Annotated in this window: 28 protein-coding genes and 2 pseudogenes; 17 read left to right on the plus strand and 13 right to left on the minus strand. The window is 50.0% G+C overall.

Annotated elements, in window-relative coordinates; all coding sequences use genetic code 11:
* Nucleotides 1-834, plus strand: coding sequence for an FAD/NAD(P)-binding protein (locus DESRU_RS01110; protein WP_013840291.1), 834 nt, complete (start codon nt 1-3; stop codon nt 832-834).
* Between the two features lie 88 nt (nt 835-922).
* On the opposite strand, the gene DESRU_RS01115 is transcribed toward DESRU_RS01110, so the two are convergent.
* The 6 genes and pseudogenes from DESRU_RS01115 to DESRU_RS21590 form a co-directional block, all read right to left on the minus strand.
* A complete protein-coding gene (locus tag DESRU_RS01115) occupies nt 923-1882 on the minus strand; it encodes a transporter substrate-binding domain-containing protein (protein ID WP_013840294.1) in 960 nt (319 codons plus the stop codon).
* A 31-nt stretch (nt 1883-1913) separates the two neighbouring features.
* Nucleotides 1914-3395: a PH domain-containing protein gene (locus tag DESRU_RS01120; RefSeq protein WP_013840295.1), complete on the minus strand. Its 1482-nt coding sequence runs from the start codon at nt 3393-3395 to the stop codon at nt 1914-1916.
* Nucleotides 3385-3864, minus strand: coding sequence for a PH domain-containing protein (locus tag DESRU_RS01125; RefSeq protein WP_013840296.1), 480 nt, complete (start codon nt 3862-3864; stop codon nt 3385-3387). The genes DESRU_RS01120 and DESRU_RS01125 overlap by 11 nt, the downstream gene beginning before the upstream one ends.
* Before the next feature lie 309 nt (nt 3865-4173).
* The gene (locus tag DESRU_RS21580) at nt 4174-4296 is read right to left on the minus strand and encodes a hypothetical protein (RefSeq protein WP_337998881.1); all 123 of its coding nucleotides are present in this window, start codon (nt 4294-4296) and stop codon (nt 4174-4176) included.
* Between the two features lie 57 nt (nt 4297-4353).
* A pseudogene (locus DESRU_RS21585) lies at nt 4354-4545 on the minus strand (IS110 family transposase); the annotation flags it as partial.
* A 377-nt stretch (nt 4546-4922) separates the two neighbouring features.
* Nucleotides 4923-5402 (minus strand): annotated as a pseudogene (locus DESRU_RS21590) (IS110 family transposase); the annotation flags it as partial.
* Nucleotides 5403-5618: 216 nt separating this feature from the next.
* On the opposite strand from DESRU_RS21590, the gene DESRU_RS01135 reads away from it, so the two are divergent.
* The 5 genes from DESRU_RS01135 (at nt 5619) to DESRU_RS01155 (ending at nt 8629) form a co-directional block, all read left to right on the plus strand.
* On the plus strand, nt 5619-6077 hold the full coding sequence (locus DESRU_RS01135) for a MarR family transcriptional regulator (protein ID WP_013840297.1): 459 nt from the start codon (nt 5619-5621) through the stop codon (nt 6075-6077).
* Complete coding sequence (locus DESRU_RS01140; protein WP_013840298.1) at nt 6067-6636, plus strand: cyclase family protein; 570 nt, start codon at nt 6067-6069, stop codon at nt 6634-6636. The genes DESRU_RS01135 and DESRU_RS01140 overlap by 11 nt, the downstream gene beginning before the upstream one ends.
* Before the next feature lie 171 nt (nt 6637-6807).
* A complete protein-coding gene (gene larE / locus DESRU_RS01145; RefSeq protein ID WP_013840299.1) occupies nt 6808-7620 on the plus strand; it encodes an ATP-dependent sacrificial sulfur transferase LarE in 813 nt (270 codons plus the stop codon).
* Nucleotides 7621-7625: 5 nt separating this feature from the next.
* Nucleotides 7626-8039 carry a PaaI family thioesterase gene (locus tag DESRU_RS01150; RefSeq protein ID WP_013840300.1) on the plus strand — a complete coding sequence of 138 codons (414 nt, stop codon included), beginning with the start codon at nt 7626-7628 and terminating at the stop codon, nt 8037-8039.
* Nucleotides 8040-8107: 68 nt separating this feature from the next.
* The gene (locus DESRU_RS01155) at nt 8108-8629 is read left to right on the plus strand and encodes a nitroreductase family protein (RefSeq protein WP_013840301.1); all 522 of its coding nucleotides are present in this window, start codon (nt 8108-8110) and stop codon (nt 8627-8629) included.
* Nucleotides 8630-8652: 23 nt separating this feature from the next.
* Here the strand turns inward: DESRU_RS01155 and DESRU_RS01160 are convergent, their stop codons facing one another.
* Genes DESRU_RS01160 through DESRU_RS01170 form a run of 3 tightly spaced genes read right to left on the minus strand, consistent with a single transcriptional unit; the run spans nt 8653 to nt 10494 of the window.
* Nucleotides 8653-9234: a CBO0543 family protein gene (locus DESRU_RS01160; RefSeq protein ID WP_013840302.1), complete on the minus strand. Its 582-nt coding sequence runs from the start codon at nt 9232-9234 to the stop codon at nt 8653-8655.
* Nucleotides 9235-9253: 19 nt separating this feature from the next.
* Nucleotides 9254-9739, minus strand: coding sequence for a CBO0543 family protein (locus tag DESRU_RS01165; RefSeq protein WP_013840303.1), 486 nt, complete (start codon nt 9737-9739; stop codon nt 9254-9256).
* Nucleotides 9736-10494 carry a hypothetical protein gene (locus DESRU_RS01170; protein WP_238446410.1) on the minus strand — a complete coding sequence of 253 codons (759 nt, stop codon included), beginning with the start codon at nt 10492-10494 and terminating at the stop codon, nt 9736-9738. Before DESRU_RS01170 ends, DESRU_RS01165 begins: the two co-directional genes overlap by 4 nt.
* A gap of 66 nt (nt 10495-10560) precedes the next feature.
* Here DESRU_RS01170 and DESRU_RS01175 point away from each other — a divergent pair, with 66 nt between their 5' ends.
* Entirely contained in the window at nt 10561-11040 is a 480-nt protein-coding gene (locus DESRU_RS01175) for a hypothetical protein (RefSeq protein WP_238446337.1), read from the plus strand.
* Nucleotides 11041-11098: 58 nt separating this feature from the next.
* On the opposite strand, the gene DESRU_RS01180 is transcribed toward DESRU_RS01175, so the two are convergent.
* Nucleotides 11099-12925 (minus strand): HMA2 domain-containing protein, encoded by a 1827-nt coding sequence (locus DESRU_RS01180; protein WP_238446338.1) that lies wholly within the window; start codon nt 12923-12925, stop codon nt 11099-11101.
* Nucleotides 12926-13072: 147 nt separating this feature from the next.
* Here DESRU_RS01180 and folP point away from each other — a divergent pair, with 147 nt between their 5' ends.
* From folP to folK, 3 genes are read left to right on the plus strand one after another with little or no spacing between them, the layout of a single operon-like run.
* Entirely contained in the window at nt 13073-14266 is a 1194-nt protein-coding gene (gene folP / locus DESRU_RS01185) for a dihydropteroate synthase (RefSeq protein ID WP_013840307.1), read from the plus strand.
* On the plus strand, nt 14256-14621 hold the full coding sequence (gene folB, locus DESRU_RS01190; RefSeq protein ID WP_013840308.1) for a dihydroneopterin aldolase: 366 nt from the start codon (nt 14256-14258) through the stop codon (nt 14619-14621). The genes folP and folB overlap by 11 nt, the downstream gene beginning before the upstream one ends.
* 5 nt (nt 14622-14626) lie before the next feature.
* Nucleotides 14627-15130 (plus strand): 2-amino-4-hydroxy-6-hydroxymethyldihydropteridine diphosphokinase, encoded by a 504-nt coding sequence (gene folK, locus DESRU_RS01195; protein WP_013840309.1) that lies wholly within the window; start codon nt 14627-14629, stop codon nt 15128-15130.
* Between the two features lie 513 nt (nt 15131-15643).
* Here the strand turns inward: folK and DESRU_RS01200 are convergent.
* Together DESRU_RS01200 and DESRU_RS01205 are read right to left on the minus strand one after the other, a co-directional pair.
* Nucleotides 15644-17104: a CCA tRNA nucleotidyltransferase gene (locus tag DESRU_RS01200; protein WP_013840310.1), complete on the minus strand. Its 1461-nt coding sequence runs from the start codon at nt 17102-17104 to the stop codon at nt 15644-15646.
* Between the two features lie 47 nt (nt 17105-17151).
* The gene (locus tag DESRU_RS01205) at nt 17152-17661 is read right to left on the minus strand and encodes a DUF1648 domain-containing protein (protein ID WP_013840311.1); all 510 of its coding nucleotides are present in this window, start codon (nt 17659-17661) and stop codon (nt 17152-17154) included.
* Nucleotides 17662-18039: 378 nt separating this feature from the next.
* Here DESRU_RS01205 and DESRU_RS01210 point away from each other — a divergent pair, with 378 nt between their 5' ends.
* From DESRU_RS01210 to nadC, 7 genes are all read left to right on the plus strand, one after another.
* A complete protein-coding gene (locus tag DESRU_RS01210; protein WP_013840312.1) occupies nt 18040-19071 on the plus strand; it encodes a Rossmann-like and DUF2520 domain-containing protein in 1032 nt (343 codons plus the stop codon).
* On the plus strand, nt 18959-19756 hold the full coding sequence (gene panB, locus DESRU_RS01215; protein WP_238446340.1) for a 3-methyl-2-oxobutanoate hydroxymethyltransferase: 798 nt from the start codon (nt 18959-18961) through the stop codon (nt 19754-19756). Before DESRU_RS01210 ends, panB begins: the two co-directional genes overlap by 113 nt.
* Nucleotides 19757-19767: 11 nt before the next feature.
* Nucleotides 19768-20613, plus strand: coding sequence for a pantoate--beta-alanine ligase (gene panC / locus DESRU_RS01220; RefSeq protein WP_013840314.1), 846 nt, complete (start codon nt 19768-19770; stop codon nt 20611-20613).
* Nucleotides 20614-20615: 2 nt separating this feature from the next.
* Nucleotides 20616-20999, plus strand: coding sequence for an aspartate 1-decarboxylase (gene panD / locus DESRU_RS01225; protein ID WP_013840315.1), 384 nt, complete (start codon nt 20616-20618; stop codon nt 20997-20999).
* Between the two features lie 108 nt (nt 21000-21107).
* A complete protein-coding gene (nadA, locus tag DESRU_RS01230) occupies nt 21108-22031 on the plus strand; it encodes a quinolinate synthase NadA (protein ID WP_013840316.1) in 924 nt (307 codons plus the stop codon).
* A gap of 50 nt (nt 22032-22081) precedes the next feature.
* Complete coding sequence (nadB, locus tag DESRU_RS01235) at nt 22082-23665, plus strand: L-aspartate oxidase (RefSeq protein ID WP_013840317.1); 1584 nt, start codon at nt 22082-22084, stop codon at nt 23663-23665.
* Nucleotides 23666-23678: 13 nt separating this feature from the next.
* Entirely contained in the window at nt 23679-24560 is an 882-nt protein-coding gene (nadC, locus tag DESRU_RS01240) for a carboxylating nicotinate-nucleotide diphosphorylase (RefSeq protein ID WP_013840318.1), read from the plus strand.
* A gap of 19 nt (nt 24561-24579) precedes the next feature.
* On the opposite strand, the gene bioB is transcribed toward nadC, so the two are convergent.
* On the minus strand, nt 24580-25554 hold the full coding sequence (bioB, locus tag DESRU_RS01245; protein WP_013840319.1) for a biotin synthase BioB: 975 nt from the start codon (nt 25552-25554) through the stop codon (nt 24580-24582).
* Nucleotides 25555-25729 lie beyond the last annotated feature (175 nt).

Genomic DNA, 25729 nt, shown 5'->3' on the forward strand with positions numbered 1-25729 from the left:
ATGAGAAACCCCTATCTGCCGCTGCCGATGAAACTGGCGAAGAACTTTACCGAAACAACCGACAAACTCATACACACCTTTACCCTGGAATTTGCCAATGAACAAGATGCGGAAAACTTTCAATACCAGCCGGGACAATTTGCGGAAGTGATGGTTTACGGCAAAGGGGAAGCGCCCTTTGGCATTGCGTCCTCTCCCACTGAGAAAGGCATCCTGAAATTCTCGGTGGCCAAAGTGGGCGTAGTCTCCACCGCCCTGCACATGCTGGAAGAAGGAGCCGTGGTGGGTGTGCGGGGGCCCTTGGGGAACAGCTACCCCCTGGAGCAGTTGAAGGGCAAGAGTCTGACCATTATTGGCGGGGGCTTTGCCTTTACCACCCTGCGTTCCACCATCCAATACATCCTGAACCCGGCCAACCGGGGAGATTACGGAGACCTGACGGTGATCTACGGAGCCCGGAACCCGGGGCTGCTGCTGTACAAGGATGAACTGGCGGAGTGGGATGCCCGGAGCGACATCAACCTGATTACCACCATTGACCGGGAGGCGGAAGGCTGGGGAGGCCGAGTGGGCTTTATCCCCACAGTGACCAAGGAAGTGGCGCCCAAGACGGACTACGCCATTATCTGCGGACCGCCGGTGATGATCAAGTTCACCATGCCGGTGTTGGAGGAATGCGGTTTTACGCCGGAACGGATCATTATGAGTTTGGAGAACCGGATGAAGTGCGGTATTGGCATGTGCGGCCGCTGCAATGTGGGCAGCAAGTATGTTTGCAAGGACGGCCCGGTATTTACCAAGGCGCAGTTGGACTGCCTGCCCAATGAGTATTAGAAACCGAACTTTAAATTGCTTTTAAGTAAGACAAGCATAACAAAGCGGCCGGAACATTCCGGCCGCTTTGTTATGCTTGTCTGTAAATTTAAATGGGAGGTTCTTCCCCAAACCATTTCTTATAGATTTTTGCATATTCCCCGTTTTCCTTGATGGTCTGCAGGCCGCTATTGATCTTGTCCGTCAGCCAGGTGTTTTCTTTGGCAGTGGCAATGCCGTATTTTTCTGGAAACAATTTTTCACCGACTATTTTAATGTTCGAGTTTCCCTGATGGATATATTGAGCAATCATGGGATAATCCATAATGACTGCATCAAGACGCCCGCTTTCCAGTTCTGTAAGAGCTAAATCCAATGTTGAAAAATGATGAACCTTGTCCGAGTTTTCTTCCGCATAAGCGCTGGCCGTGGTTCCCGATTGTACCCCCACGGCTTTACCCTTGAGGTCTGCTAAATTGTAACGGCCGTTGTCGTCGGACCGTACGGCAATCACCAGACCGGATTCAAAGTAAGGGTCGGAAAAATTGAGGACCTTTTTTCTCTCTTCAGTAACGGTCATGGCGGAAATGACGGCGTCAACTTGCCCGGCTTGTAAAGCCGGAATCAGCCCGTCAAAGGAAACATTTTTGTATTCCACTTCCAATCCCGCGGCCTGGCAGATCGCCTTCATCAAGTCAATGTCAAAACCTGTTAAGCCGCCGTTGGGTTCCTGAATTTCAAAAGGGGGAAAGGTTGGATCGGTGCCAACGGTTATTTTCTGCTTGCCGCTGTCCTTTGTTCCCACAAAGACGGTACCGCTGTCGCCATCCCAGCGAACCGGCTGCCCTAGGGATTCCGCCATAAAGCGCAGGGGTACGTAGGTCGTGTCGTTGTAGATAAAGCTTGGCTGGCCTTCCGGCGGCGTTTTCTCTACTCCGTCAAAAAAGTATTTGGTGGGCAGAAAGTTTACCGAAATTTGGGCTTCTGTTCCTAAGGCAAAGCCCATTGTGCCAAAGATCAAAGACCCCATTAGAATACCCAGCAAAAGAATGAGAATATTTTTTTTCACACTGTACACCTCCTTTATTTAAAATCCTATATTAACCCTTATTATCCAAAATTCCTTTATCTGATTTTGTCGAATAAAATTGGTTTAGCCATTGGAAAAGGGCCATGGCCGAGGGGTAGGGCATTCCTTTAATCCCATAGGATGTGCCTCCGGAGGCGGACGCCACCACCACCTCAAATAGGGTCAGGCCCTTCCGGCGCTGCAGGGGCGTGCTTTCCAAGGTGTAGGATTGAATGCGGTTGATGGGTATCAGCACCCTGTGCCGGTTAATATGGCGGTAACAAAGCACCAGCAGGGAGTCCTGACGGCGCCAGCCCGCGTCTTTATGCCGCCAGAAGCCGTTCATTAAAGAATAACCGCTAAGGATGAAGCCCAGCCAGCCCCAGACAGTAAAATAAGCAGCTAAAGCAGGCAAAAGGGTAAAAGCTGCGGCATTGGGCAGTAGATACCCCGGAAGAGCGGTTTTGGGCAGTCTTTCCATATTAATAAATGGGTCAAAGGCTAGATGGGGGGCCATATTTTGCAAAAAGGCGGCAATTTCTTTTTTATGCATTAACGGAAAAAGCAGCGTGGTTTCACCGGACTGATGGCCATAGCCCACCGTATTTACATGGATGGAGGCATAACCCAAGGGCTGCCAGAGCAGCTCTTCCGTCACCCGGATGGACTGGATGCGCTGCAGGGGCAGAGTAACCTGACGCCTTTCCAGCAACCCCCGGGTAATAATTAAGTAATCTTCCTTGCGGACAACGGTAAAGTGGGCAAAGCGGAACACGGACATGGCGGTGGATAAAATTAAGATGGTTACCATGGCCCCTGCCATCAGAAGCAATAGGGTGGCAGCTCCGGAAACGCGGGAAAATAAAGCTTCTAACTGCCCCGCGGTGAGGAAATCCTCCAGCCTGCTGTAGATCGGGGTAACCAAGGCCAAACCCAGTCCGATGCCGTTGGTGGTTAGTCCGGTTAATAACAGCCTGCCGGTGGACAAGCGATAAGAGGGTTCTTCTGTCTTCCAGGCAGGGCTGGTGATTCCTGCCGGTATGGGGTTTCCGGCGTCCGGGGTTTCCCCGATAGGAGAGCCGGAACCCAGCAATGTCTTTAAGCGATTGACTTCCTCCCGTGAAACAGCCTCTAATACAACTTCCGGCTTTTGACCCCCGGCGGTTTGAATTTGTACCCGCACCACCCCAAAGAGTCGATGCAGCAGTTCTTCTGTAAAATCAATGGTTTGAATGCGTTGAACGGCAATGGATTTTTTTTGCCGCACCAGAACTCCGTGCTCCACCGTAAACTGTCCATCGACGATTTTATAGCGGTAGCGCAGCCATTTAAGGGTGGCAAAGGGGACAACAACCGCCAGGAAAACAGCCCCTATGTACAGCGGATAGGCCCAATCCCCTTCTTTTTTCAGCACTTGGGAAATAAAGACCAGCGCCAGGGGAATAAGCCAGTTTTTGATGGCGGTGATGGTAAACAGCAAAATGGTAACCGGGCTTAAGCGTCTATAAGTCATCTTCTGACACCTTGGCAAAGGCTGCAATTTGATCCCGTACCTGCTCCGCCGCTTCATTGGACAGGGCGGGGATTTCATGGGATCCCGCCGCTGTACTAAAGGTAACCGAAGTCAGTTTGTAAGCCCGTAAAAGAGGCCCCTGCTTGGTATCCACATGCTGCACCCGTATCATGGGAATAACGGTTCTTTCATGAAAAAGAATTCCCCGCTGTAAGTGAATTTCATCTTCTTTAATTTCATAGAGCCAGCGCTGCAGGAGTAAATCCGGTTTAAAGCCGATTAAATAGATGCTGCACAAAAGGGTGCCGCTAGCGGCAATCCTTGCCAGCCATAGGGGCAGGCGCCATTGGTAATGGCCAATGATTAACAGGATGGTTAAGGCCAGTCCTAGCAGTGAAAAGAAGGCGCCTTCCCAACGAAAGACATATTTGGCCCGGGGGTCCAGTTGGTTCTTGGGGCAATTAATCATAGGTTTCTCCTAAACAATAAATTGATTTGTGTCTTGGTTAAGGCGTTAAAAGAATTGGCAGGCGGCGTTTAAATCATTATATAAAAATGTACAACCCCTTGCCAAATTTTTTACAGGTAAAACATAATGAATTTTGTTTACCAGGCAACAAAAAAAGAGTATAATGATTTTGTTGCCTGGTAAACAAAAAGAGACCAACTATATGAAGTCAAGAGAAAAATAAGAGAAGGAAGTAAAAAAGTAGTAGCGAAAAAAGGCATGCTTAAGCAAACTGTCGGGATATCCGGCAGCAAAAAGAGAAAGGAATGGTTAGGCCTGAGGGATAAAAATGGAGTTGTTTTTAAGCAGACTGAAGATCACACGAACAAGTTTTTTGCCGACATGGCTCAAAGCGAGAAATTGATGCTTACCCTCGGATTTTTTCTTCGCCATATAAGACTTGAAGGTGGGGTCGCGCATGGCAATAAGTCTAGCGGCGTTTATTAAAGCCCAGCGGAGATAAGAGGAACCGCGCTTGACCATCGGAGTGGAATTGGCGGAGAACTTACCGGACTGATAAGTAGAAGGGTCCAGACCGGCAAAAGCAAGGAGCTTAGCCGGAGTGGCAAAGCGAGTAATGTCGCCGACCTCGGCCAGGATGATGGCTCCAAGGGTATAAGATATGCCCGGTACCGTGAGAATGGGGAATCAAGCGCCACCATAACCTCCCTGATACGGGCATCGATGGCAGAGATCTGAGTCTGGAGAAAACGGACGGTTTGAATCGTCTGGACCAGCTCGAAGCTGAGCGCAGGAGAGCAGGAACCGATAGAAACCTTGGCAAGCTCACGAATCTGGATCGCCTTCTCTCTGCCATACCTTCCTTGTGAGGCTTCTGCAAGGAGGCTCGTAAGGCGAGTCAAATGACATTGGGCGATGGCCTGAGCGGAGGGGAACTGGCTGAGGAGGGCAAGACAAGAATTCTGATGGATGGACCAGACGGCCGTATGAAGCTCCGGAAGGAGGATCGTAAGCTGCCGGTTATAGGACGTTTTCAGTTTAGAGCGTATAGAAAGCAGACGAAACCGGTGCCGGGTTAGTACTTTCAGCTCGGAGATATGATATGATGCGGGAGAATAGGGCTTGGTGTCATCGGAGAAGAGCATGGCAGCCAGGAATCTTGCATCCGACTTGTCGGTCTTGGTTTTTCTCAGAGTCTGTGCCTTACGGTATAGATTGACATGGAGGGGATTGAAGGTAGTGACTTCAAACCCCTGTCCAATGAGAAAGTTTGTGAGATTCGTGCTGAAATGGCCGGTGGATTCCAGCCCTATTTTTACGTTTAGAGATCCGGAAGCCGATTTTAAGGAAACGATGTTGCTTATCAGCGTCTCAAAACCGTTGCGGTCATTGGTAAAGGTGAAGTTTTCAAAGAGGGCGGAGCCATCGCGATTCAGGATGCAGCAGTCGTGTTTCCGGGACGCTACATCGATACCCACGTAGATCAAAGAATCATCTCCCATTGATTGATTTTGGCGCTGTGTGTCCACGCACTTCATGCTGAATGTATCCTTGTCCGATATGAAGCGTCCAATGCGCTATCCAACCAATAAACAAATGAGCATGAAGCTGTGGTTGTAGCCTCTAAGGTATAACCAGTCGGGCGTACCGCTGTAGGTGATCAAACCAATCCACAGCGCAGACAACATTTTAACCCATATTCGGGAGAAAGGTAATGGAGACCCTTTCCGGACTCCATTATACAAGGTGATCACATGAACCGTATGGATGCAATATACGCTATCCTGATAAAAGTATTTGAAAAAGGGGAGTTGTTAAGCAAGCATCTGGGCAGAAATTTTGGGGACATCAGTGTTTCGGAAGTCCATTGTATTGAACAGATCAGCAGGATTGAAGAGGCCAATGTGACCAAGCTGTCTGAAGGCATGGAATTAACCCGGGGGGCTGTGAGCAAATTAACTAAAAAACTTTTACAAAAGGGGGTTATAGAGAAATATCAGAAACCGGAGAATAAGAAAGAAATTTATTTTAAATTAAACGATCAAGGGAAAGAAATTTGTTTAAAGCACCATCATGAACATCAAAAGCTGGAAGAAGGGTTCAAGAAGTTATTAGCCCGGTATGAGGATCAAGAGACGCTCTTATTGTTCTTAACGGATTTAAATGAAGCCTTTAAAGAGATGATGGAAAGGGAGACGGAGAATGAACATTGATCTAACTTATAAAATCAGTAAAGACAGTGTGCCCGCCAATATAATGGAAAGGATAAAAGGCCTTTTTGAGATGGGTCATCTGGGAACCCACTTTGACGTAATGGATAAGCAATTTCCCTTAGAGTATTTTGAAAGAAAGGGTAAGATCGTGGATGTAAGTCATGTCCGGGAGCGGGAAATTACTATAGAGGATCTGCAACAGGAAATTGCGGAAAATGATTTTGTCATTTTTAAGACCGGTTTTTTAAAAGAAGCGGGCTATGGCACGGAAAAGTATTTTAAAGGGAACTCGCCGGAACTGTCCGACGAACTCATTGATTTTCTGCTGGGGAAGAAGATTAGCATCATCGGCATTGATGCGTCGGGAATTAAAAGAGGCGCTAAACACCCCCAGGCAGATCAGCATTGTGCGGATCATCAGGTTTTTGTAATTGAAAATCTGGATCGTTTAGATGTTCTGCTGGCCAATGCCGCAGGCAAACCCTTTACGGTTTACTGCCTGCCCTTAAGTATTGAAGGGTTAAGCGGACTGCCCTGCCGGGTGGTGGCAAAAATTTAAATGGCTGAATGGGAGGCCGGATGTTACTTGAAAAATTCTCTAAAGATTGTCAAGTAGCGCCCGGCCCCTTGCTTTAGAGGAAAGTCTAGGAAATCGCCGCCACCACCGGTATAATATTGCATGGTAGGTTAAATCCTACATTCGTTGAAAGAAGACTTTCAGGAGGATCCGATGGAGCAACTGCAAGAAAAATATAAGCAGCTTAAGGGACTTTTAAAACATTACCAAAGAGTTCTGGTGGCTTATTCCGGGGGAACAGACAGCTCCCTGCTGCTGGCTGTGGCCGTGAAGGAATTAGGAGATCAGGTCCTGGCCGTAACCGCTATTTCACCCACTTCCACCCGGCAGGAGATTGAGGATGCGGAGCGGTTGGCCCGGCAATTGGGTGTTCGGCATGAAATAATCGATTCCGGGGAAATGGAGTTTAAGGAATTTGTGCAGAATACGCCGGAAAGATGTTATCACTGCAAACGGTGCCGGTTCTCGGAATTAAAGGAGATTGCCCGCGGCAATAGCATCCCTTGGATCCTGGACGGTTCCAATGTGGATGATCTGAAGGACTTCCGGCCGGGTATGAGGGCAGCGAAAGAATTGGGGATTGTCAGCCCTTTAATGGAGGCGGGTTTTACCAAAGAAGAAATCCGCAAGCTTTCTTGGCAACTGGGACTGGCCACCTGGGATAAACCTTCGTCGCCCTGTCTGGCCTCAAGGATTCCCTATGGCGAGGAAATTACCGACGAGAAGCTGCGCCGGGTGGAGGCTGCGGAGGAATTTCTCCGGCTTGAGGGTTTTTCCCCGGTGCGAGTCCGGCATTTTGCAAAGGAAGCCCGCCTGGAAGTAGCCAGGGAACAGTTTGCCCAATTAGCAGAGAGCGCCGGGGAAATTGCTGGAAAATTAAAAGACCTGGGGTTTAAGGAAGTGACCTTGAACCTGTCGGGCTTTGCCAGCGGCAGCTTAAACCGGCTTATTGGTGAGGACAGGTGAAAAAGATGCTACAAGAAAAACAACGAATCATGGATTTTGCCAATAACAATCCTTTTGCCAGGATGTTAAATATTGAGATTAAAGAAATGGAACCGGGAGCTGCGGTGATTGAGGTGAAAGTTCGGCCCATGCACCTGAATCCCCATGGCACTTTACACGGGGGTGTCCTTTCCTCCATGGCGGACATTGCCATGGGGGTTGCTGTTCGTACCCTGGGTAAAATAGGGGTAACGGTTACTTTAAATACAAATTTTATAAACCCTGGGAACCTGGGAGAAAGGATTGTGGCCCGGGGGAAGGTAACTCATCAGGGGAATACGCTGGTGGCAACAGAATGTATTATTACCCGGGACAGTCAGGTATTGGCCCAGTCCACCGGGGTGTTTTTTGTCATACACAACAGACATTTGGAAGATTAACTAAAACACATGATTCTATTTTCCTTGGAAATACTTTATTTAGAAGTACTGTCAAGGAGGAGAAGCCATTGACCAAGGATGTTATCGAAGCCATCGAGCAAAGAAGAAGTGTACGTTCTTTTAATGGTGACCCGGTATCCGAAGCAACGGTTGGCAGGCTGGTGGAAGCCGCCCTCAGGGCCCCCAGTGCGGGAAACCTGCAGCCGTGGCAGCTCATGATTGTGTATGGAGAAGAGACCAGGAGGTCACTGGCGTCGGCCTGCCGAAACCAGAATTTTATTGCCGAGGCTCCGGTCAATATTGTGGTGGTCCTGGAACAGGGGAAATCCCAGGACGTATACGGACAATTGGGGCAAAAGTACCAGTATCAAGATATTGGCGCTGCCATCGAGAATATGCTGCTGGCTGCCACGGGTTATGGTCTGGCTACCTGTTGGGTAGGAGCCTTTGAGGAAGATAAAATTTCCCAAATCCTGCAATTGGGCGGGGATCTGCGCCCGGAGGCCATTATTGCCGTGGGATATTCCGACGAGAATCCGGTTCCGGTTCCCCGGCGCAATGCCAATGAGGTGGTAAAAGTAATTCATTAATCTGGAGATTCGCTTAAATCCCCTTAACTCCCTTGGCCGGGAGTTTTTTCTTTGGCCTGGATTTGTTGCCTCATGAGAAATTGTGTCAGCCGACGAATGGAGGCAGCCAGAATAATGTAAAGGGGAAAGGAGTAAAAATGCTCCCAATGGTAAAGCTTGTAAATATCCAGCCACACCATGAGGGGTTCTGCAATAAAAGAAAAGCCCGCAGCCAGCACGATATGAGCTTTAATAAAGGATTTCCAATCTCTAAAATATTGGTATAGCAACATATAAGAGACGGGCATTACGGTAAAATTAACGGGAATCATTCTGGGGAAGAGCGGTTCAATATCGTATTTGTATTCCCAAAGGTTTAGCTGAGTTCCCAGTTCGTCCAAAAAAGTTGCCACGGTAACTATAATCAGTCCATACAGGAGGATATCAAATAGTCTTTTTTTATCGACAACTTTCCACCATATAAACCACGGCAACAGTAATATTATTAAAAGCAGCCAGAATTGCAGGCTGAATAAATCGTGATGAATCCACTGCTGATACTGCATTTGAATGACCTTGTTTTGAGCCTCAATAATTTCTTCAAAGGATGGATAGCTATTGGCCATAAAACCCCCCCATTTTCAATTAATAAGGTCTAAAATGGTTACAGCCCCAGCGGAAAAAGGCCATAAAGGCCCTGGAGGCCAGAAATGTAGCAAAAAGAGCCCAAAAGTTCAAGAACCAGGTCCAATGGTTATATTTAATTAGTTCCGTATAAATCATGATGGGATATTCAATGGCGGCAATGCCGGCGCTGAACAGTACGGCATAATAAAGGATGGGGCCGAAGCCGCGCTCCCGGGTAATTTGGTTGTATAAAACACAGAGGACGGGAAAGGTCCATACTTCAAACAGCACCGGTGTATCAAAGTATTGGGGCCACAGCCGTACCGGATAGTCGATGCAATTGGCCTTTTCAACCATTGAGCCTACGGTTAAGTCAAAAACGGCTTTAAATAAAAAGACAACCACCACATCCCGAAAATAACGCCAGTTTACCGCAAAGAGCAGCAGCAGTAAAGTAACCAGAGCCGATACCAGCATGATGATGTTTTCCAAGCTCACATTCATGTAATTTTCCTGCCTTGGCCATATATTTTTTTCAAATAGCTTTTTTGGACATTGTTAAATACTTTGCTCATTTCGGTGGAATCGTTATAGGCATCCCAGATGCCAAAAATATAAATGGAAGGAAAGAAGAGCAGCCACTGATAATCAATGGTTTGTTTGGCTCGCTCAAATTCTCCCAGAAAGGTTTGGATGATCGCCCCGTTCAAATTGGCAAAATACATAATGGCTATAGTCCAGCCCAGCAAAATTAATGCTTTAAAAATTTTGTTATTATAGATGTGTCCGAATCCCGTTAGCATGATGGACCAGACGGCGGCTACCCAGGGGTTGGCTTTGGATAAAAAATTGACTCCATAGGTAGACATTTTCATCATTAGGTACTGATGCTGATGCTGCTTTCGTTCCAACCGGGCCAGCATATTCACTTCCACACTGTTGCGATAGGCGTCGTAGATGGCGAAACAAAATACAACACCGTAAAAAATGGCCCATCTCGGCTCCAACACTTGGGTTGCCCGGGTAAAATCTCCCGTAAAGGTATACAAAATAGCCAAATTAATATGACCTTTAAAATTAAGCAGGATTTCCCAGGACATCAAGATGATTCCCCGGATATAAAATCCCTGGCAGAGATGTCCCAAGCCAGGCAGGGCGGCGGACCACCACATGGGAAGCCAGGGATTCTTATTGTGCAGAATGGCAATGTTGTTATCGGACAAAGCCATCTTCTGCAAACGGTGATAAGCTTTTTGCACCAAAGAGTGCTCATCCCCTTCCTATAGCTAGAATAACCCGGGAAGTTTTTGTTTATCCTAAGGGAAATGGGTGATGATATGGTATACGTATGCGGGCTGTTCCGGCCTTCCTTGGCCCTGGAGCTGGGACTTAACAATTTAAAAGAAAAAGGTTTTACCGCCGATAAGCTGAAGGTGGTAATTTTAGATCCCACCGCTCCCGGGAAACAAACCATTCTGGATACCATGTACAGAGCGGACGGCATGAGTTTGATGGACGGCATGGCCATGGCTGCTTCCATCGGTATGGTGTTCGGAGTGATTTATGGTTCGGTGGTTGCCATCGGTCCCGTGGCCCTGGGGCTTATAGGAATGGCGTCCGGGGCAGGAGTTGGCTATCTACTGGACAAACTGGTTAAGAAAAAACATGAGCTTGGCCAAGAGGGCCCCGGCGGAGAAATCATTGTGGCCGTAGGCTGCCAAAATGAAGATGAGGTCCTGCAAGCGGAAAAAATATTAAAAGAACACCAGGCCACCGCCCTGGGAAGATGGCCCAGTGCGGGGTAATCCCCTGGCAAAAACATCAGGGCAGTGCCTGGAACGCTACTTAATCCTTTCTAAAATACTATTCCTTAGCCATCCTTTCTTTTCCACCGGCAAAACACTTTCCTTTATCCACCATCAGACCTTGAATGGTACCCTTTGAGCGGGCAGGGGGCTTATAATAAGGCATTCCCAATAAGGAGTGACCGGAATGAAGAACCACCATGAGCGTGGATAACAGGTTCATTCCCAAGGCCGGCACCGATCCGATGATGCCCAAGGCACCGAGGGTTTGGCCCAGCAGATTAATCCCTTGTACCATAAAGACGTTTTGTTGAATGGTATGCAGTGTCTGTCTGCTGAGATCAATGACTCTGTATACCTGCCTGGGGTCATTTTTATAACAAATAATTTGGGCCCGGGAAAGTTGTTTCTCCCTGCCTGTTAAAAACAGGATATTTACATCGGCATTTTTTATAAAAACGGGTTTTTCAGGACCGCTGATCCAGGCTACTCGCAGGCCCCTTTGATGTAATTTTTCCACAGTGCTTAAAGCGAAAAGCTCTTTTTTCGTGGTCCGGTTAAAAGAGGCGTCTTCATGGATATGACGGGGATCAAAATCCTCCACTTTATACCCTTCTTCTTCCAGGGCCTTTATCAGTAAGGGGAGTTTCCCCGCTTCCAGGGAAAGCTGTTCGTCGAAGATCACCAGATCCACATGACTCAAGGCTTCCAGGGCCATGGGATCCTTTACGGCAATGCCCATACCGGCGGCCATTCCTGTGGCAGCGGATAAAGCCGTAGGCGCAGCAAGACCCGCCGGGCCGGGAGCACCGGCCAACAGAACCGAGGCGGTGCGCTGGAAATTACGGGTTAGCAGGAAAACCAGCAGGGTGGTAAACAGGGTGACCGGAAGCAGCCTTTCGGCATAAGAAATGGCCAGATGATTTCCTGTTTCCGGTTTTTCTACGGCATCGTCCAGTATATCCGCCAGCCGGGCCAAAGAGGTATCCTCCACCACCCGGTGAACCTTCACCAGCAGTTGACCTTCCGTTAAGTGGGCCCCTGCTTCCAACTGCTGGCCGGCATGGAATTCTTCATTGGGAAGACCTTTAGCCCTGCCGGAGAGGACTTCGCCCTCCACCTGGATACAATCCCCGGCTTTAAACAGGGTAACATCCCCCGGGAGAATGTCTCCAGGCAATACCGGACGGATCCGGCCTTCTTCCCAAAGGGCAATCCGGGTGCCTTTATTCATTAGGATATTGCTGAAGGAATAACTTGCCGTCCGTAAGATCTGTTTTTGCAAATAACTTCCCAGGGTTGCCAGCCACATGGTCAAAAGGCCCAGGTAACCCCGTCCGGTCAAGGTGCTTACCAGACTGACCAGCCCCAGTACAAACTCATAATTGGGCTTTTTGTGCTGACCAAAATAGCCCAGGGCGCTTTTGAAAACCGGGTAACCGGTTGTAATCACCGCCGCAGAAGAAACTGGCAGGGAAAGGCTGCGGGGCATGGTCGTTCCCGTGGGGGGCAGACCCCAAAAGAGCGTCAATATGGCCCCACCGGCCAAAACCTGTTTTAGGCCCGCATGTACCGGGGGCTGGGGTTTTCCTTTTTGGCCTTTAGGTTTATTGCGGGGAATGACCGAATACTCTTCAAGGTATTTTTGGATCGCTTTTTCCAGTTCTTGGGCGGAGGTCTTCCCGGTAAAATAAATCAGGCAACTGCCCGTCAGGGAGCTAATCTGTACCGAGGCGACTCCCGGCAAAGAGCTTAAATAAGCGTTTAAATCCTCCGCCAGCCATGGATTCTTTTTAAGTACAGGAAATCGTATTCTTATCCTGCCGGGTAAAATATGCATCGCTTTCACCTGAGTGCCTTTCTTCGATCCTTTATAGATTGCCACCCTTTGACCTAAATAAGCATTGTAGATATTGCCAGTAAACCTTTGTCGCCGCATACAAAAGAACAATTTATTCATGGAATCTTGTCCAAAAATGGTATACTAAAAACGTTAGGACCGTAGTCAAAGTAAGAGGAGATAGAAATAAAGATGGAAATAACAGTGAAATACATAGACAACCTGGAGCAGGCCAGGATGGAGATCGACGCGGTGGGCAGCGACCGGCTGGGGACGCAGTTAATGGCACCCAAGGCAGTGCATAGGGTAATCAAGCTTACGGGCCTAAACTTAAAACAGGCCAACATTGTAAAGCAGGAGATGCTGGCTAAAGGCGGGGATGCGGCGGTTTCCCGGGGCGTGGTCAGTTCTTCGGTGGAGACCACCGATGTGCTGTTGATGGGTACCGTAAAACAATACCGGTCCTTTATTGGCAAGCTGAGCATGCAGCCTTTCGGATTGGCCAAACTGGCGGATCGATTGACGGAAGTACTCCATAACCTGGAAGTCCAAGAGAAGTATATTTTGGACTGCCGGGGCAAAGAGCTGGAAGTGGGCGGCCGGACGCTGGTGATGGGAATTTTAAATGCCACTCCCGACTCCTTTTCGGACGGGGGGCGCTATCTGGACCCTGCAGCGGCTTTGGAACAAGCTCACAAGATGGTGGAAGACGGGGCGGATCTGATTGACCTGGGGGGTATCTCCACCCGGCCCGGACACCAGGAAGTGCCCCTTGAGGAAGAGCTGCGCAGGGTGCTGCCGGTGCTGGAGAAGTTGGTACAGGAAATCGCCGTTCCCATCAGTATCGATACCTGGCGTGCCCCAACGGCTAAGGAAGCCTTGGAGCGGGGGGCCCATATGATTAATGACCAGTGGGCCTTAACCGGAGATCCGGATTTGGCCGGCGTAGTGTCCCACTACCGGGCCCCCCTGGTACTCATGTACAATGGCCGTCAGGCCATAACCGGAGATGTGATGATAGAGACCATGAAGGTTCTTGGACAAGGTATTGAAAGGGCTGAGGAAGCGGGAATACCCAGGAAAAACCTCATCCTTGATCCGGGGATTGGCTTTAACAAAAGCTATCAGCAAAATCTTGAGGTTTTAAGAAGACTGCGGGAACTGGCTGTTCTGGGCTGTCCTGTTCTCCTGGGGACATCCCGAAAATCTGTGATTGCCAAAACCCTGCATCTGCCTGTGGATGAGCGGGTGGAAGGAACGGTTGCTACGGCGGCCCTGGGGATTGCCTGCGGAGCCAACATTGTCCGGGTGCACGATGTAAAAGAAACCGTCAGGGTGGCCAGGATGAGCGATGCCATTTTAAGGGGGAACCCCCATGAGGGATAAAATTATTTTGTCCGGTATGAAGTTTTACGGGTACCACGGCGTGCTGGAAGAGGAGCAGCAATTGGGCCAGCGCTTTGAAGTGGATCTTGAATTATACCTAAACCTGAAGCCTGCCGGGGAAGCGGACGATCCGGCACTGACCGTAAGTTATGCCGATGTGTTTGAGGCGGTGAGGCAGGTGGTGACCGGGAGATCCCGCAAGCTTCTGGAGGCGGTTGCCGAGGACATTGGCCGGCAGGTTTTGGATCAGTATGAGCAGGTTGCCGAGGTTAAGGTTTTGCTCAAAAAACCCGGAGCCCCCATCAACGGGGATTTCCGGTATATGGCGGTGGAAATCCAACGGGAGAGGAAATAAAAAATATGGCACGGGTATATATTGGCCTGGGCAGCAACCTGGGTGACAAACAAAGGTATATCCAAACCGCTCTGGAACGATTATCCCGAACTCCGAGCATTCGCTTTTTACGGGTCGCCTCCCTCTATGAATCGGAACCCTGGGGCAATACGCAACAGAACTGGTATTTGAATACGGTGGCGGAATTGGACACCGACCTGCCCCCTCTGGAACTTCTGGAAGTGCTGTTGACCATTGAAAAGCAGTTGGGGAGAATCCGCCAGGAAAGGTGGGGACCCCGAACCATCGACCTGGATTTGCTGCTTTACGGACAGGAAGAAGTGAATCATCCGGATTTGCAAGTTCCCCATCCTCGGATGACGGAAAGGGCTTTTGTGCTGGTTCCTCTGGCAGAACTTTGTCCGGAGCGGTTTTTGGGCCAGCAAAAAGCGAAAGATTGGGCGGCTCAGGCCGGACTGGATCAGAAAATCAAAAAACAACAGTCCTCTTTTCCATTAAAACAGTCGTAATACTGCTTTAAAAATAAGATTTATAAATGTTTTTTTTAACAAACTTTTGTTTTGCAGCAAATTTAAAGGCAAGCATGAAGACAGATGAACTTAAAGGATAACACCTGGTAGACCCTGCTATAACTGGGGACCGGGTGTTTTTTTATGTTAACCGGAGGCAAGAAGCGCAAAACAAGTTCTTGAGAAAAATGGAGCAATCACAAGATAATGCAATAAAAAGTTAAGAACAAAGTCATTTACTTTTCGCTCCAACAGGAGTAAGCTTTAGATAGAAGATAACACAAAACAAAAAACACAAACAAAAGGGGGAAGAAAAATGAGAAAAATGGTAAAAAGCTTTTTAGAATATGCAGACTATGCATTCCGCTATGTATACGTAGCCCGCTAATGAAGAAAATTCAAAATGATGGGAGTGGAAGTATGGAACAAAAATCCCAAGAGAAGCGTTAGCCCTTATCTGCAAGGCAGGTAGGGGCTAATACTTTTTTAGGGACCGTTATATAAATGCTAAAATCAGTTATCTTGTTTTTCCCCCGCTCCTGTCCGAAAAGTATCGAGTACCCACTGCTTGGCCGAACTTACATCCTTTACGGTGCCTTTAACCTGTTCCTCGGCCAATTGCGCCAATAGCTTTCCCACCAGAGGGCCCTCCGGAATTCCCAGGCCGAGCAAGTCTTTTCCGGAGAGAAGTTTACCGTTGTAGAGATTTTTCTCTCGGTTATAACGCCCTATGAGCCCTAGGATAAAGTTCCGATAAGTTGCCAGTTCCCCCAAGCGTTCCCCGGCGGTATGGGTTGCGGTTACGTCCGCCAGAGATAAGATAAAAACATCCGGCCCATTTTCCCCCAGCGTTTGCCCCAGCCGGTAAAGGGCCAGATTTGAAACGTTTTGCTGGGCATAAAGCTGGAGGGGCCTCATGTGATATAAAATCAAACTCAGGAGATATTGCTTTTCGGCATTGGACCATTTCAAGCGGCCCGCCAGATCTGCGGCGTAGGGTAATCCCGCCTCCGGGTGGCCATGAAAAGAAATTCCTCCATCCTTGTGCAGACAGGCGGTGTCCGGTTTGCCGATATCATGAATCAAGGCGGCCAGTTTGAGTACCTGCAAACGATTCCGTTCTCCGGCCAGAGGTTTTTGCAGGAAATGAACGATTTCCTGCCCCTCCTCAAGCCAAAGGGGCAGTTCCTGCAGAACCTGTTCCAGGCATTCCAGGGTTCGCAGGCAGTGCCGCCAAACATTTTCCGTGTGATAGCGGTTTTGCCGGGTTTCCTCCATGGGAACTCGGCAGGGAATCAGATGATGCCATAGCTCCAGCTCCCGGTCCATAAACTCCACCAGGGGATAGACGCGGGGCAAGGCCAGTATCCTGGAAAGCTCCTGCCAAATCCGCTCTCCGGCCACAGAGCCAAGCAGCGGGGTTCCCCGTTTCATCAAGCGGATTGTCTCCGGAGAAATAGCCAGATTAAAAAGGGCAGCCAGCCGGATGCCCCGGAGAACCCGCAGGGGGTCGTCGGTCATGGCCTCAGCATGGGTAACCCGCAGCAATCCCCGGTTTAGATCCTCCCGGCCGCCGGTAGGATCGAGGATGAGTGACTGCCAGTTGGCCGGCGGCCAGGCTCCGGTGTTGTCTAACGGCAAGGCTGAGAGATTAAGGGCCAGGGCATTGATCGTAAAGTCCCGGTGCTGCAAATCTTCAAGAATATTTTGGCCTTTAAACAGGCAGAAATCCAGGTGAATTTCCGGACTGAGCACCACCCTTAAGGTTTCCCGCCCTTGGTCCAGGGGAATCAAGGTGGCCCGGTATTGCTGCGCAATTTTTTCGGCCAGGCAGCGGCTGCCGCCGGCCAGGGACAGATCAAAATCTTCGGGATTTTGTCCCAGCAGCAGGTCCCTCAGGGCACCGCCAACCAGATAGATTTCTTCCTCCATGGCGGCCGCCTGACCAGCAATTTCCCTAAGAAGGTTCCACATAACACCACCACCGTATGCTTAAGCTGTCAACAAGATAAAACAGCACCCTAAGATTGTTTGCGCAGAGTAAAAATCCTATACAGCATCCAGGCACAGGTGCCTACAATTAAAACCGCAAAAAGCCAGGACGCCGGACCCAGTCCGGCCCACTGGGACCGAACAATTTTAATGGTGCCCAGTTGGATGTAAAATAACATGGCGCAGGTAAACAGGTTTAACAGGGACATTCCGTTGATAATGACTCTTCTGATTTTTTCCAATTGCTCTCCGGTCAGTTTGTCTTTACCCGGTAGATTAATGATATTCCGGATATCACCGCGTTTGGTAAAAACCCAGGTAAGGCCCGCCAGAACAACGTAGAGAACCACCTGCAAAAAGGGTAAACTAAAAAAATTAGAAAAGGACAAGTTACCCCAGGCGTCCGGAAATCCGGAACCATTAAAATGAGTGGGGATTTTTTCCGGCAGGGTCGGATAATTGGCCACGGCCATATAAAGGGTCACTAGAACAAAAACAGCAGGTACAGCTAAACGGTGGGTTAAAGGAATATTTCGCATAATGGCACCTTTCTTTGTTTATTAAGCATGGTAAAGTGGACCTTGTTACCGGTGTGGGGCAGGGTCCGGTTACTTTCATCCTTTTATTATATCACGGAAATATTTTCTGTCTTTCAACGGAATTTATGAAAATTCAAACTATATGCGGATATAGTTGTTAGACGACCCAAAGAGTGTTATTATGGTTTCGGGTAGTATCCCTCCGGGGAACTGCACCAAAGGTCGCATCAAAATTTAATTTTTAAGGATTCCGCTTGGAGCCGGATGGACCGAGACGGGAGGTGTATTGGTGTTTTAAACCTTTCGACCCCTCGGGAGGTTTTTTGTATTTTTTAAAGGCAAGAAGTCAAAATGATGAATACCATCGGGAGGATCAACATGAATCTCAGGCCTTCCTTTGCCATTATTGGGGCGGGAAAAGTAGGCAGTGCCCTGGCGCTGCTGTTAAAGGAGCGGGGTTTTAAACCCGCAGGAGTTTTCAGCCGTTCCCAGGCATCGGCCCGGAAGTTGGCCGGACAACTGCAAACAGTGGTTTTTCAATGCCCCGGTGACGCGGCTAGGGCGGCTGACTGGGTATTTATTACCACCACCGATCGTGAAATTAACCCCACAGCGGAAAAGATTGCCCGCCGGGGAGGGTGCAGACCCGGTCAGATGGTTGTACACACCAGCGGCGCCTTGGACAGCAGCATTTTGGAACCGGTACGCAGGCAGGGGGCCTGGGCGGTTTCCATCCACCCTCTGCAGTCCTTTGCCAGCATTGAAAGCGCTAAAGAGAATTTACCGGGGTCTTGTTTTGCCCTGGAGGGGGATGAACCTGCTGTAAAGCTGGCCATGGAACTGGTTCGGGAACTGCAGGGTCAGTACTTTGTCATCAAAGCGGAAGATAAACCCCTTTACCACGCGGCTGCCGTGGTGGCTTCCAATTATTTGGTTTCACTGATTCATTTAAGTACCAGTATTTATCAAAAGCTGGGGCTGGATGAAAGGCAGGCGCTGGATGCTTTGTTTCCCCTGATTCAGGGTACACTAAACAATATTGCCCGGACCGGGCCTGGGGCTGCCCTTACCGGTCCGGTGGCTAGGGGAGACGGCAATACCCTGAAAAATCATATGAAGGCACTTAAAAAGATGAATTGGCGGGCCCACCAGGCTTATAGCCACCTGGGTCTTTATACCGTGGGGGTGGCTGTTGAAAACGGCAGCATTACACCCAACGAGGGAACGACTCTCAGTAATATTTTTCTGGAGGTAGAACAAAATGACCAAAAGGGTAACCACTGCCGACTTCCGGCGTATGAAACAGGAAGGCCAGCCCATAGCCATGTTGACCGCTTACGATTATCCAACAGCCACGTTGGTCGATGCTTCCGGTATCGACGCCATTCTGGTGGGGGACTCCCTCGGTAACGTCGTCCTGGGTTACGATTCCACCGTGCCGGTAACCATGGAGGATATTATCCATCACCTAAGGGCGGTGACCCGGGGAGCTAAAAGGGCTATGGTCATTGGGGATCTGCCTTTTTTATCCTATCACATTTCTAAAGAGGAAAGTGTACGCAATGCGGGCCGTTTAATGCAGGAGGGATTAGCCCAGGCCGTTAAGCTGGAAGGAGGCCGGGAGGTGGCGGAGACCGTTCGGGCCATTACCGCCGCAGGCATTCCGGTAATGGGACATCTGGGTTTGACCCCTCAATCGGTCCACCAACTGGGCGGATTTAAGGTTCAGGGAAAAGACGGGGAAGCAGCTCGGAAGCTCCTGGAGGATGCCAAAGCACTGGAACAGGCCGGGGCTTTTGCCATTGTCCTGGAGTGCATTCCCCAGCAATTGGCCGGGGTCCTTACCGAAGCGCTATCCATTCCCACCATTGGGATTGGAGCGGGCGGCCGCTGCGACGGACAGGTCTTGGTCATTAATGATTTACTGGGTATGTTTTCCGATTTTACACCCAAATTTGTTAAACAATATGCCAATTTAAAAGAACAAATCATCCAGGCTTGTGCCGCTTATAAGGATGAAGTAAAAGGCAGGGTTTTCCCCGAGCCTCAGCATGTTTTTAATATGGCTGAAGAAGAATTGAAAAAGATTTATTAGGTGAGGTATTCATGAGACTGTGCAAAACCATTGAAGAAATCCGTTCACTGATCAATGCCGTACGGGCGGAGGGAAAAACCGTGGGCTTGGTGCCCACCATGGGCTACCTGCACCAGGGACATCTGTCCCTGGTGCAGGAGGCCAGACGCCGCTGCGAGGTTCTGGTGGTCAGTATTTTTGTTAATCCTACTCAATTTGGACCCCATGAGGATTACCAAACCTATCCCCGGGACCTGCAAAGGGATGCCGGCCTGCTGGCCGGTGCCGGGGTTGATGCTGTTTTTGCCCCGGAGGCGGCGGAGATGTATCCCGCCGGATTCAGCAGCTACGTGGATGTCAGCGGCGTCAGCCAATGCCTTTGCGGGGCCTCAAGGCCGGGGCATTTCCGAGGTGTGGCCACGGTGGTAAGCAAATTATTTAACATCGTACGTCCGGATATGGCTTTTTTTGGACAAAAGGATTTCCAGCAGGTGCTGGTTATAAAACGAATGGTTGAAGATTTAAATATGAGTGTCCAGATCATTGATGTGCCCATTGTTCGGGAAGAAGACGGTTTGGCTCTCAGTTCCCGCAATGTTTATCTCTCGCCGGAAGAACGATCCGCCGCCCTGGTACTGCACCGCAGTTTAAATCTGGCTCTGGATTTGGTACGCTCCGGGGAGCGGGATACCAACCGCTTAAAGGAGCGGATTATCAAAGAAATTACCTCGGAACCCCTGGCGGACATTGATTATGTGGAGATCCGCTCCCTGCCCCATTTAAGCGGCTTAGCGGAACTTTCCGGCCGGGCTCTGCTGGCTCTGGCCGTCCGCTTTGGCAAGACCCGGCTCATTGACAATGTTGTTCTGGAGGCATAGAAATGCTGTTGTTTATGTTTAAATCGAAAATACATAAAGCTACGGTAACCGAGGCAAATTTAAATTATATGGGCAGTATTACCATTGATAAAGAACTGATGGAGGCCGCCGGCATTCTGGCTCATGAGAAGGTTCAAGTGGTAAACAACCATAACGGGGCCCGGTTGGAAACCTATGTGATTGAGGGGGAACCGGGTTCCGGAACCATTTGCCTTAACGGTGCGGCGGCCCGGCAGGTGCAGCCGGGAGACACGGTGATTATCATTGCCTATACCATGGTGGACGAGAAGGAAGCGCGCACCTTAAGACCCAAAGTGGTCATGGTGGATGAGCACAATCAAATAACCCGGGTGATTCATCAGGAATGTCACGGAGTATGCGGTTAGGGACTGATTGTATTGACAATTTTCCCCTCACTGGATAGAATTTCTACAAGTGCATAAACTTTCTGGTTATTTTGCTGTCGCTTTTTGTTCGAACAAGGAGTGGATGAAATGTTGGTTGCCGACAAGATAAGACAACTTACCGAAGAAATTCAAAAATTGAAAAAGGAACGGAATGCTATTATATTAGCCCACGTATACCAACGGCCGGAGGTTCAGGAGGTAGCGGATATTATCGGAGATTCCCTGGAATTATCCCGCAAAGCTGCCGCCACCGATGCGGACGTTATTGTTTTCTGTGGGGTTCATTTTATGGCTGAAAGCGCAGCCATCCTATCCCCGGATAAGGTCATTCTCCTGCCCGAGGAAAACGCCGGGTGTCCCATGGCGGATATGGTTACGGCGGAAGAACTGCGGATTAAAAAACAACAGCTTCCCGAAGCGGTGGTGGTGGCTTATGTCAACACCTCGGCGGAGGTAAAGGCGGAGTGCGATATTTGCTGTACCTCGGCCAATGCGGTTAAGATTGTGCAGTCCATCCCGCAGGACAAAGAAATTATTTTTATTCCGGACAAAAACCTAGGCATGTACGTAGCCTCCAAAACCGGCCGTCCCATGACTCTTTGGGAAGGGTGGTGCAATACTCACGACTGGGTTACGCCGGAAGAAGTGCTGCGGGCCAAGGAGGAGCATCCGGAGGCCCTGGTGCTGATCCACCCCGAATGCCGGCCTGAAGTGGTGGCTCTGGCGGACTACGTGTCCAGCACCACCGGTCTGATTAAATTTGCCCGGGAAAATGAGGCCAAGGAATACATTGTGGGCACCGAATCCGGTATTTTACATCAATTGTACAAGCAGTGTCCCGGCAAGGAATTTTACCTGGCCACCAAAAGACTGGTTTGCCCGAATATGAAGGCCACCACCCTGGATAAAGTAAAAAGGGCTTTGGAAATCATGCAACCACAAATTACCGTGCCTCAGGAAATTAGAGAGAAGGCACTGGCTTGCTTAGAGCGGATGCTGGCGGTGAAATAGCAAGAACCGGACCGATCAATGGATGATGCGGGGATGTAGGAGGGGTTGTCTTGGTTAGCAAATACCTGGTGAATTTCAATTCCCGGGAACTACCCCAGGAGGAAGCAGAATATTTAATCATTGGCGGGGGGATTGCCGGGTTATACACAGCCTGGGCAGCCGCCAATACAGGGGCGCAGGTAACCCTGCTCACCAAACGGAGCGTTGCCGAAAGCAACACCGACCGCGCCCAGGGGGGCATTGCAGCCGCCCTGGGGCAGCATGATTCACCGGAACTGCACCTGCAGGATACCCTTATTGCCGGCGCCGGCCTCTGCGATGAGGCGGCGGTGCGGATTCTTGTCACCGAGGGCCCTGAAAGAGTCAGAGAGCTTATTGACATGGGCGCCAGTTTTGACCGCAATGTTGACGGGCTGTGTTTTACCCGGGAAGGCTGCCATAGCCAGGACAGAATCCTGCATGCCCAGGGGGATGCCACGGGGGCGGAAATTCTGCGGGCCCTAAGCCAAAATGTAGTGGGCATTCCCAATGTGGACGTTTTAGAAAATCAATATGTGGTGGATTTGCTGGTAAGGGACGGCACCTGTTACGGGGTTCTGGCCCTGGATCAGACCTCCGGAGAATTTCGCATCTTCAGAGGCCGGGTGGTGGTTTTGGCCACCGGTGGGTCCGGACGGTTGTACAACTATACCACCAATCCGGAAGTAGCTACGGCCGATGGAATTGCCCTGGCTTTTCGGGCCGGAGTGGAAGTCATGGATATGGAATTCATCCAGTTTCATCCCACTTCTCTCGTATTGCCCGGGGCTCCCCGGTTTCTTATTTCCGAGGCGGTTCGGGGCGAAGGGGCCATCCTGCGCAACTCCCGGGGCGAACGGTTTATGCCTCAGTACCATGGCATGGCGGAACTGGCGCCCAGAGATATCGTTTCCCGGGCTATTTTAGCCGAGATGGCCAAAACCGGGGCGGATTCCGTGTTTTTGGATGTTACCCACCTGGAGCCTGAAAAAATAAAGGAACGCTTTCCCACCATTACGCTGACCTGTGCTAAATATGGGTTGGACATCACCCGGGAATTAATTCCTGTAGCGCCTGCGGCCCACTATATGATGGGCGGGGTAAAAACCGACCTATGGGGAGAAACCAGTATTAAACACTTGTTTGCCTGTGGGGAGGCCAGTTGCCTGGGTGTCCACGGGGCCAACCGGCTGGCCAGCAACTCCTTACTGGATGGTCTGGTTTCCGGAGGGCGCATTGTGCAACGGGCGGCCTATGTATTGGAAAGCGGCTCTAGGGAGAAGCCTCATTTTAGCTGTAACCAGTTGTTGCCCACCCCGGAGATCAACTTTAAAGAACTGCGCCAAAAACTACAACTGATTATGGGTGAAAAGGTGGGCCCCCTGAGAACGGCCCTGAGATTGGCAGAGGCCCTGGCTTTTTTTGATCGCTGGGCCCATTTGCGAAATCACGAAGTGAGAGAAACTTCTCAGATGGAAACCCGCAACATGCTGGAAGTGGGGGAATTAATCACCGAGGCAGCCATGATGCGGACAGAGAGCCGGGGAGGTCATTTCCGTCTGGACTACCCGGAGACATCGGAACGCTGGCAGAAACATCTTCTGTTGAAGCGTTAAAATGGAGGACTCCATGGAGCTAAACAAGATTGAACTAAAGAAGATCATTGAAATAGGCTTAGCCGAGGATATCGGCACAGGGGATATTACCACCAACAGCACGGTACCCATCGGCTCCCGGGCCAAAGGCATGATTTATGTAAAAGAACCCGGTGTGCTGGCCGGTCTGGCCGTAGCGGAGGAAGTTTTTCGTCAGATGTCCCCGGAGGTTCACTTTCACCATCGGATCCAGGACGGCACCTGGGTGGAACCGGGTACGGTGGTGGCAGAGGTGGAGGGAGACGCCCGGGCCATTCTGACAGGGGAACGGCTGGCCTTAAATTTTCTCCAGCGCATGAGTGGTATTGCCACCCGTACCGCGGCCCTGGTGGAAAAAGTAAAGCTTTATCCCGTCCGGGTGGTGGACACCCGGAAAACCACGCCGGGATTACGTATGCTGGAGAAATATGCCGTCCGGGTGGGTGGGGGGTTTAACCATCGCTACGGACTTTATGACGCGGTATTAATTAAGGACAATCATATCAAGGTGGCGGGCGGCATCACTCAGGCAGTGCTGGCGGCCAGACACAACGTGCCCCATACCATTAAGATTGAGGTGGAGGTTGAAGACCTGGCCGGGGTGAGCGAGGCCCTGGAGGCCAGAGTGGATATTATCATGCTGGACAACATGGATCAGGCCACCATGCGGGAAGCGGTCAAGCTGGTGGACGGCCGCGCCCTGGTGGAGGCCTCCGGAGGAATTAATGAGGAAACCATTGTTGCGGCGGCCAAGGCCGGAGTGGATCTGGTTTCCATCGGGGCCCTGACTCATTCCATTAAGTCCCTGGACATCAGTCTGGATATCGGGGAGATTAAAATCCACAAAGACAACGGAGCTGGGTGCCATAAAAATTAATGGTACTTTTAGGGGCTTATTATGACTGGGGAGCAATTTTTAATCCCAGGTCTCTAATTAATGCAATGTCCCGGCTGATTTGATCGCCCGGAGTGGTGAGAAAATCGCCCACAATGGCACCGTTTATTCCCGCCAGAAAACCAAGGCTGCGCAATTCTCCCAGCGCTTCCTTCCTGCCGCCGGCAAAGCGCAGGGTTACGTTGGGCAGAATCAAACGAAAGAGACTGAGAGTTATGATGATCTCCCGGACGGAGATCATTTCCTGTTTCTCCAGCGGTGTGCCGGGGATAGGGTTAAGAATATTGACGGGCACAGAATCCACCTGAAGGTCTTTTAGCTCATAGGCCAATTCAATTCTTTGCTCCATGGTTTCACCGGCGGAGATAATGCCTCCACTGCAGACCCGGAGTCCGGCCTTTTGAGCCGCACGAATGGTGGCCACCCGTTCTTCATAGGAATGGCTGGTACAAATCCGGGCAAAATAACTTTTAGCGGTTTCTAAATTGTGGTGGTAGGTGGTCACCCCGGCCTCTTTTAAACGGCAGCAGCGGGAATAATCCAACAAACCCAGGGAAGCACACAGCTTTAAGCGGGTTTGTTTTTTTAACAGCCGGTAAATATCAATGATCCGGTCAAATTCCCGGGCGCTCAAGGCCTTACCGCTGGTCACCAGGGAGAAACGGTTGATCCCCATGGCTTCAACCCGGCGGGCGGTGGAGAGAATAACCTCGGGGCTTAATAATTCGTAATGGATAATCTCTGTTTGGTAGCGGGCAGCTTGGGCGCAAAAAGCGCAGTCTTCAGAACACCCGCCTGACTTGGCATTGATAATGGAACAGAGGTCGATGGTTTCCTGGTGCCGCTGTCCGGTGATCTGACCGGATAAAGCCAGTAAACGGTGAAAATTCCGGCCCTCTAAGCGGGATAAATAAAGGGCCTCTGCAAAACTTAACTCGGCCTGGTTTAGTAAGCGTTTCTGTATTTGATCAAACATAAGGCACCTCCATATTGTCAACCAAATTATAAAGACCAGTTAACAATAACACTACTGAAGGAGAGAAGTCAATCCTTACCAGGACCAAAGTCCCTTAAAAATCGTGCCATTGGACTATATCCTTTTTTTTCTTTTATTCTATGATGGTAATAAAAGATTGCTCAGGAGGGGTTGA

Source organism: Desulforamulus ruminis DSM 2154 (genome assembly GCF_000215085.1).
Classification (GTDB): Bacteria; Bacillota; Desulfotomaculia; order Desulfotomaculales; family Desulfotomaculaceae; genus Desulfotomaculum; species Desulfotomaculum ruminis.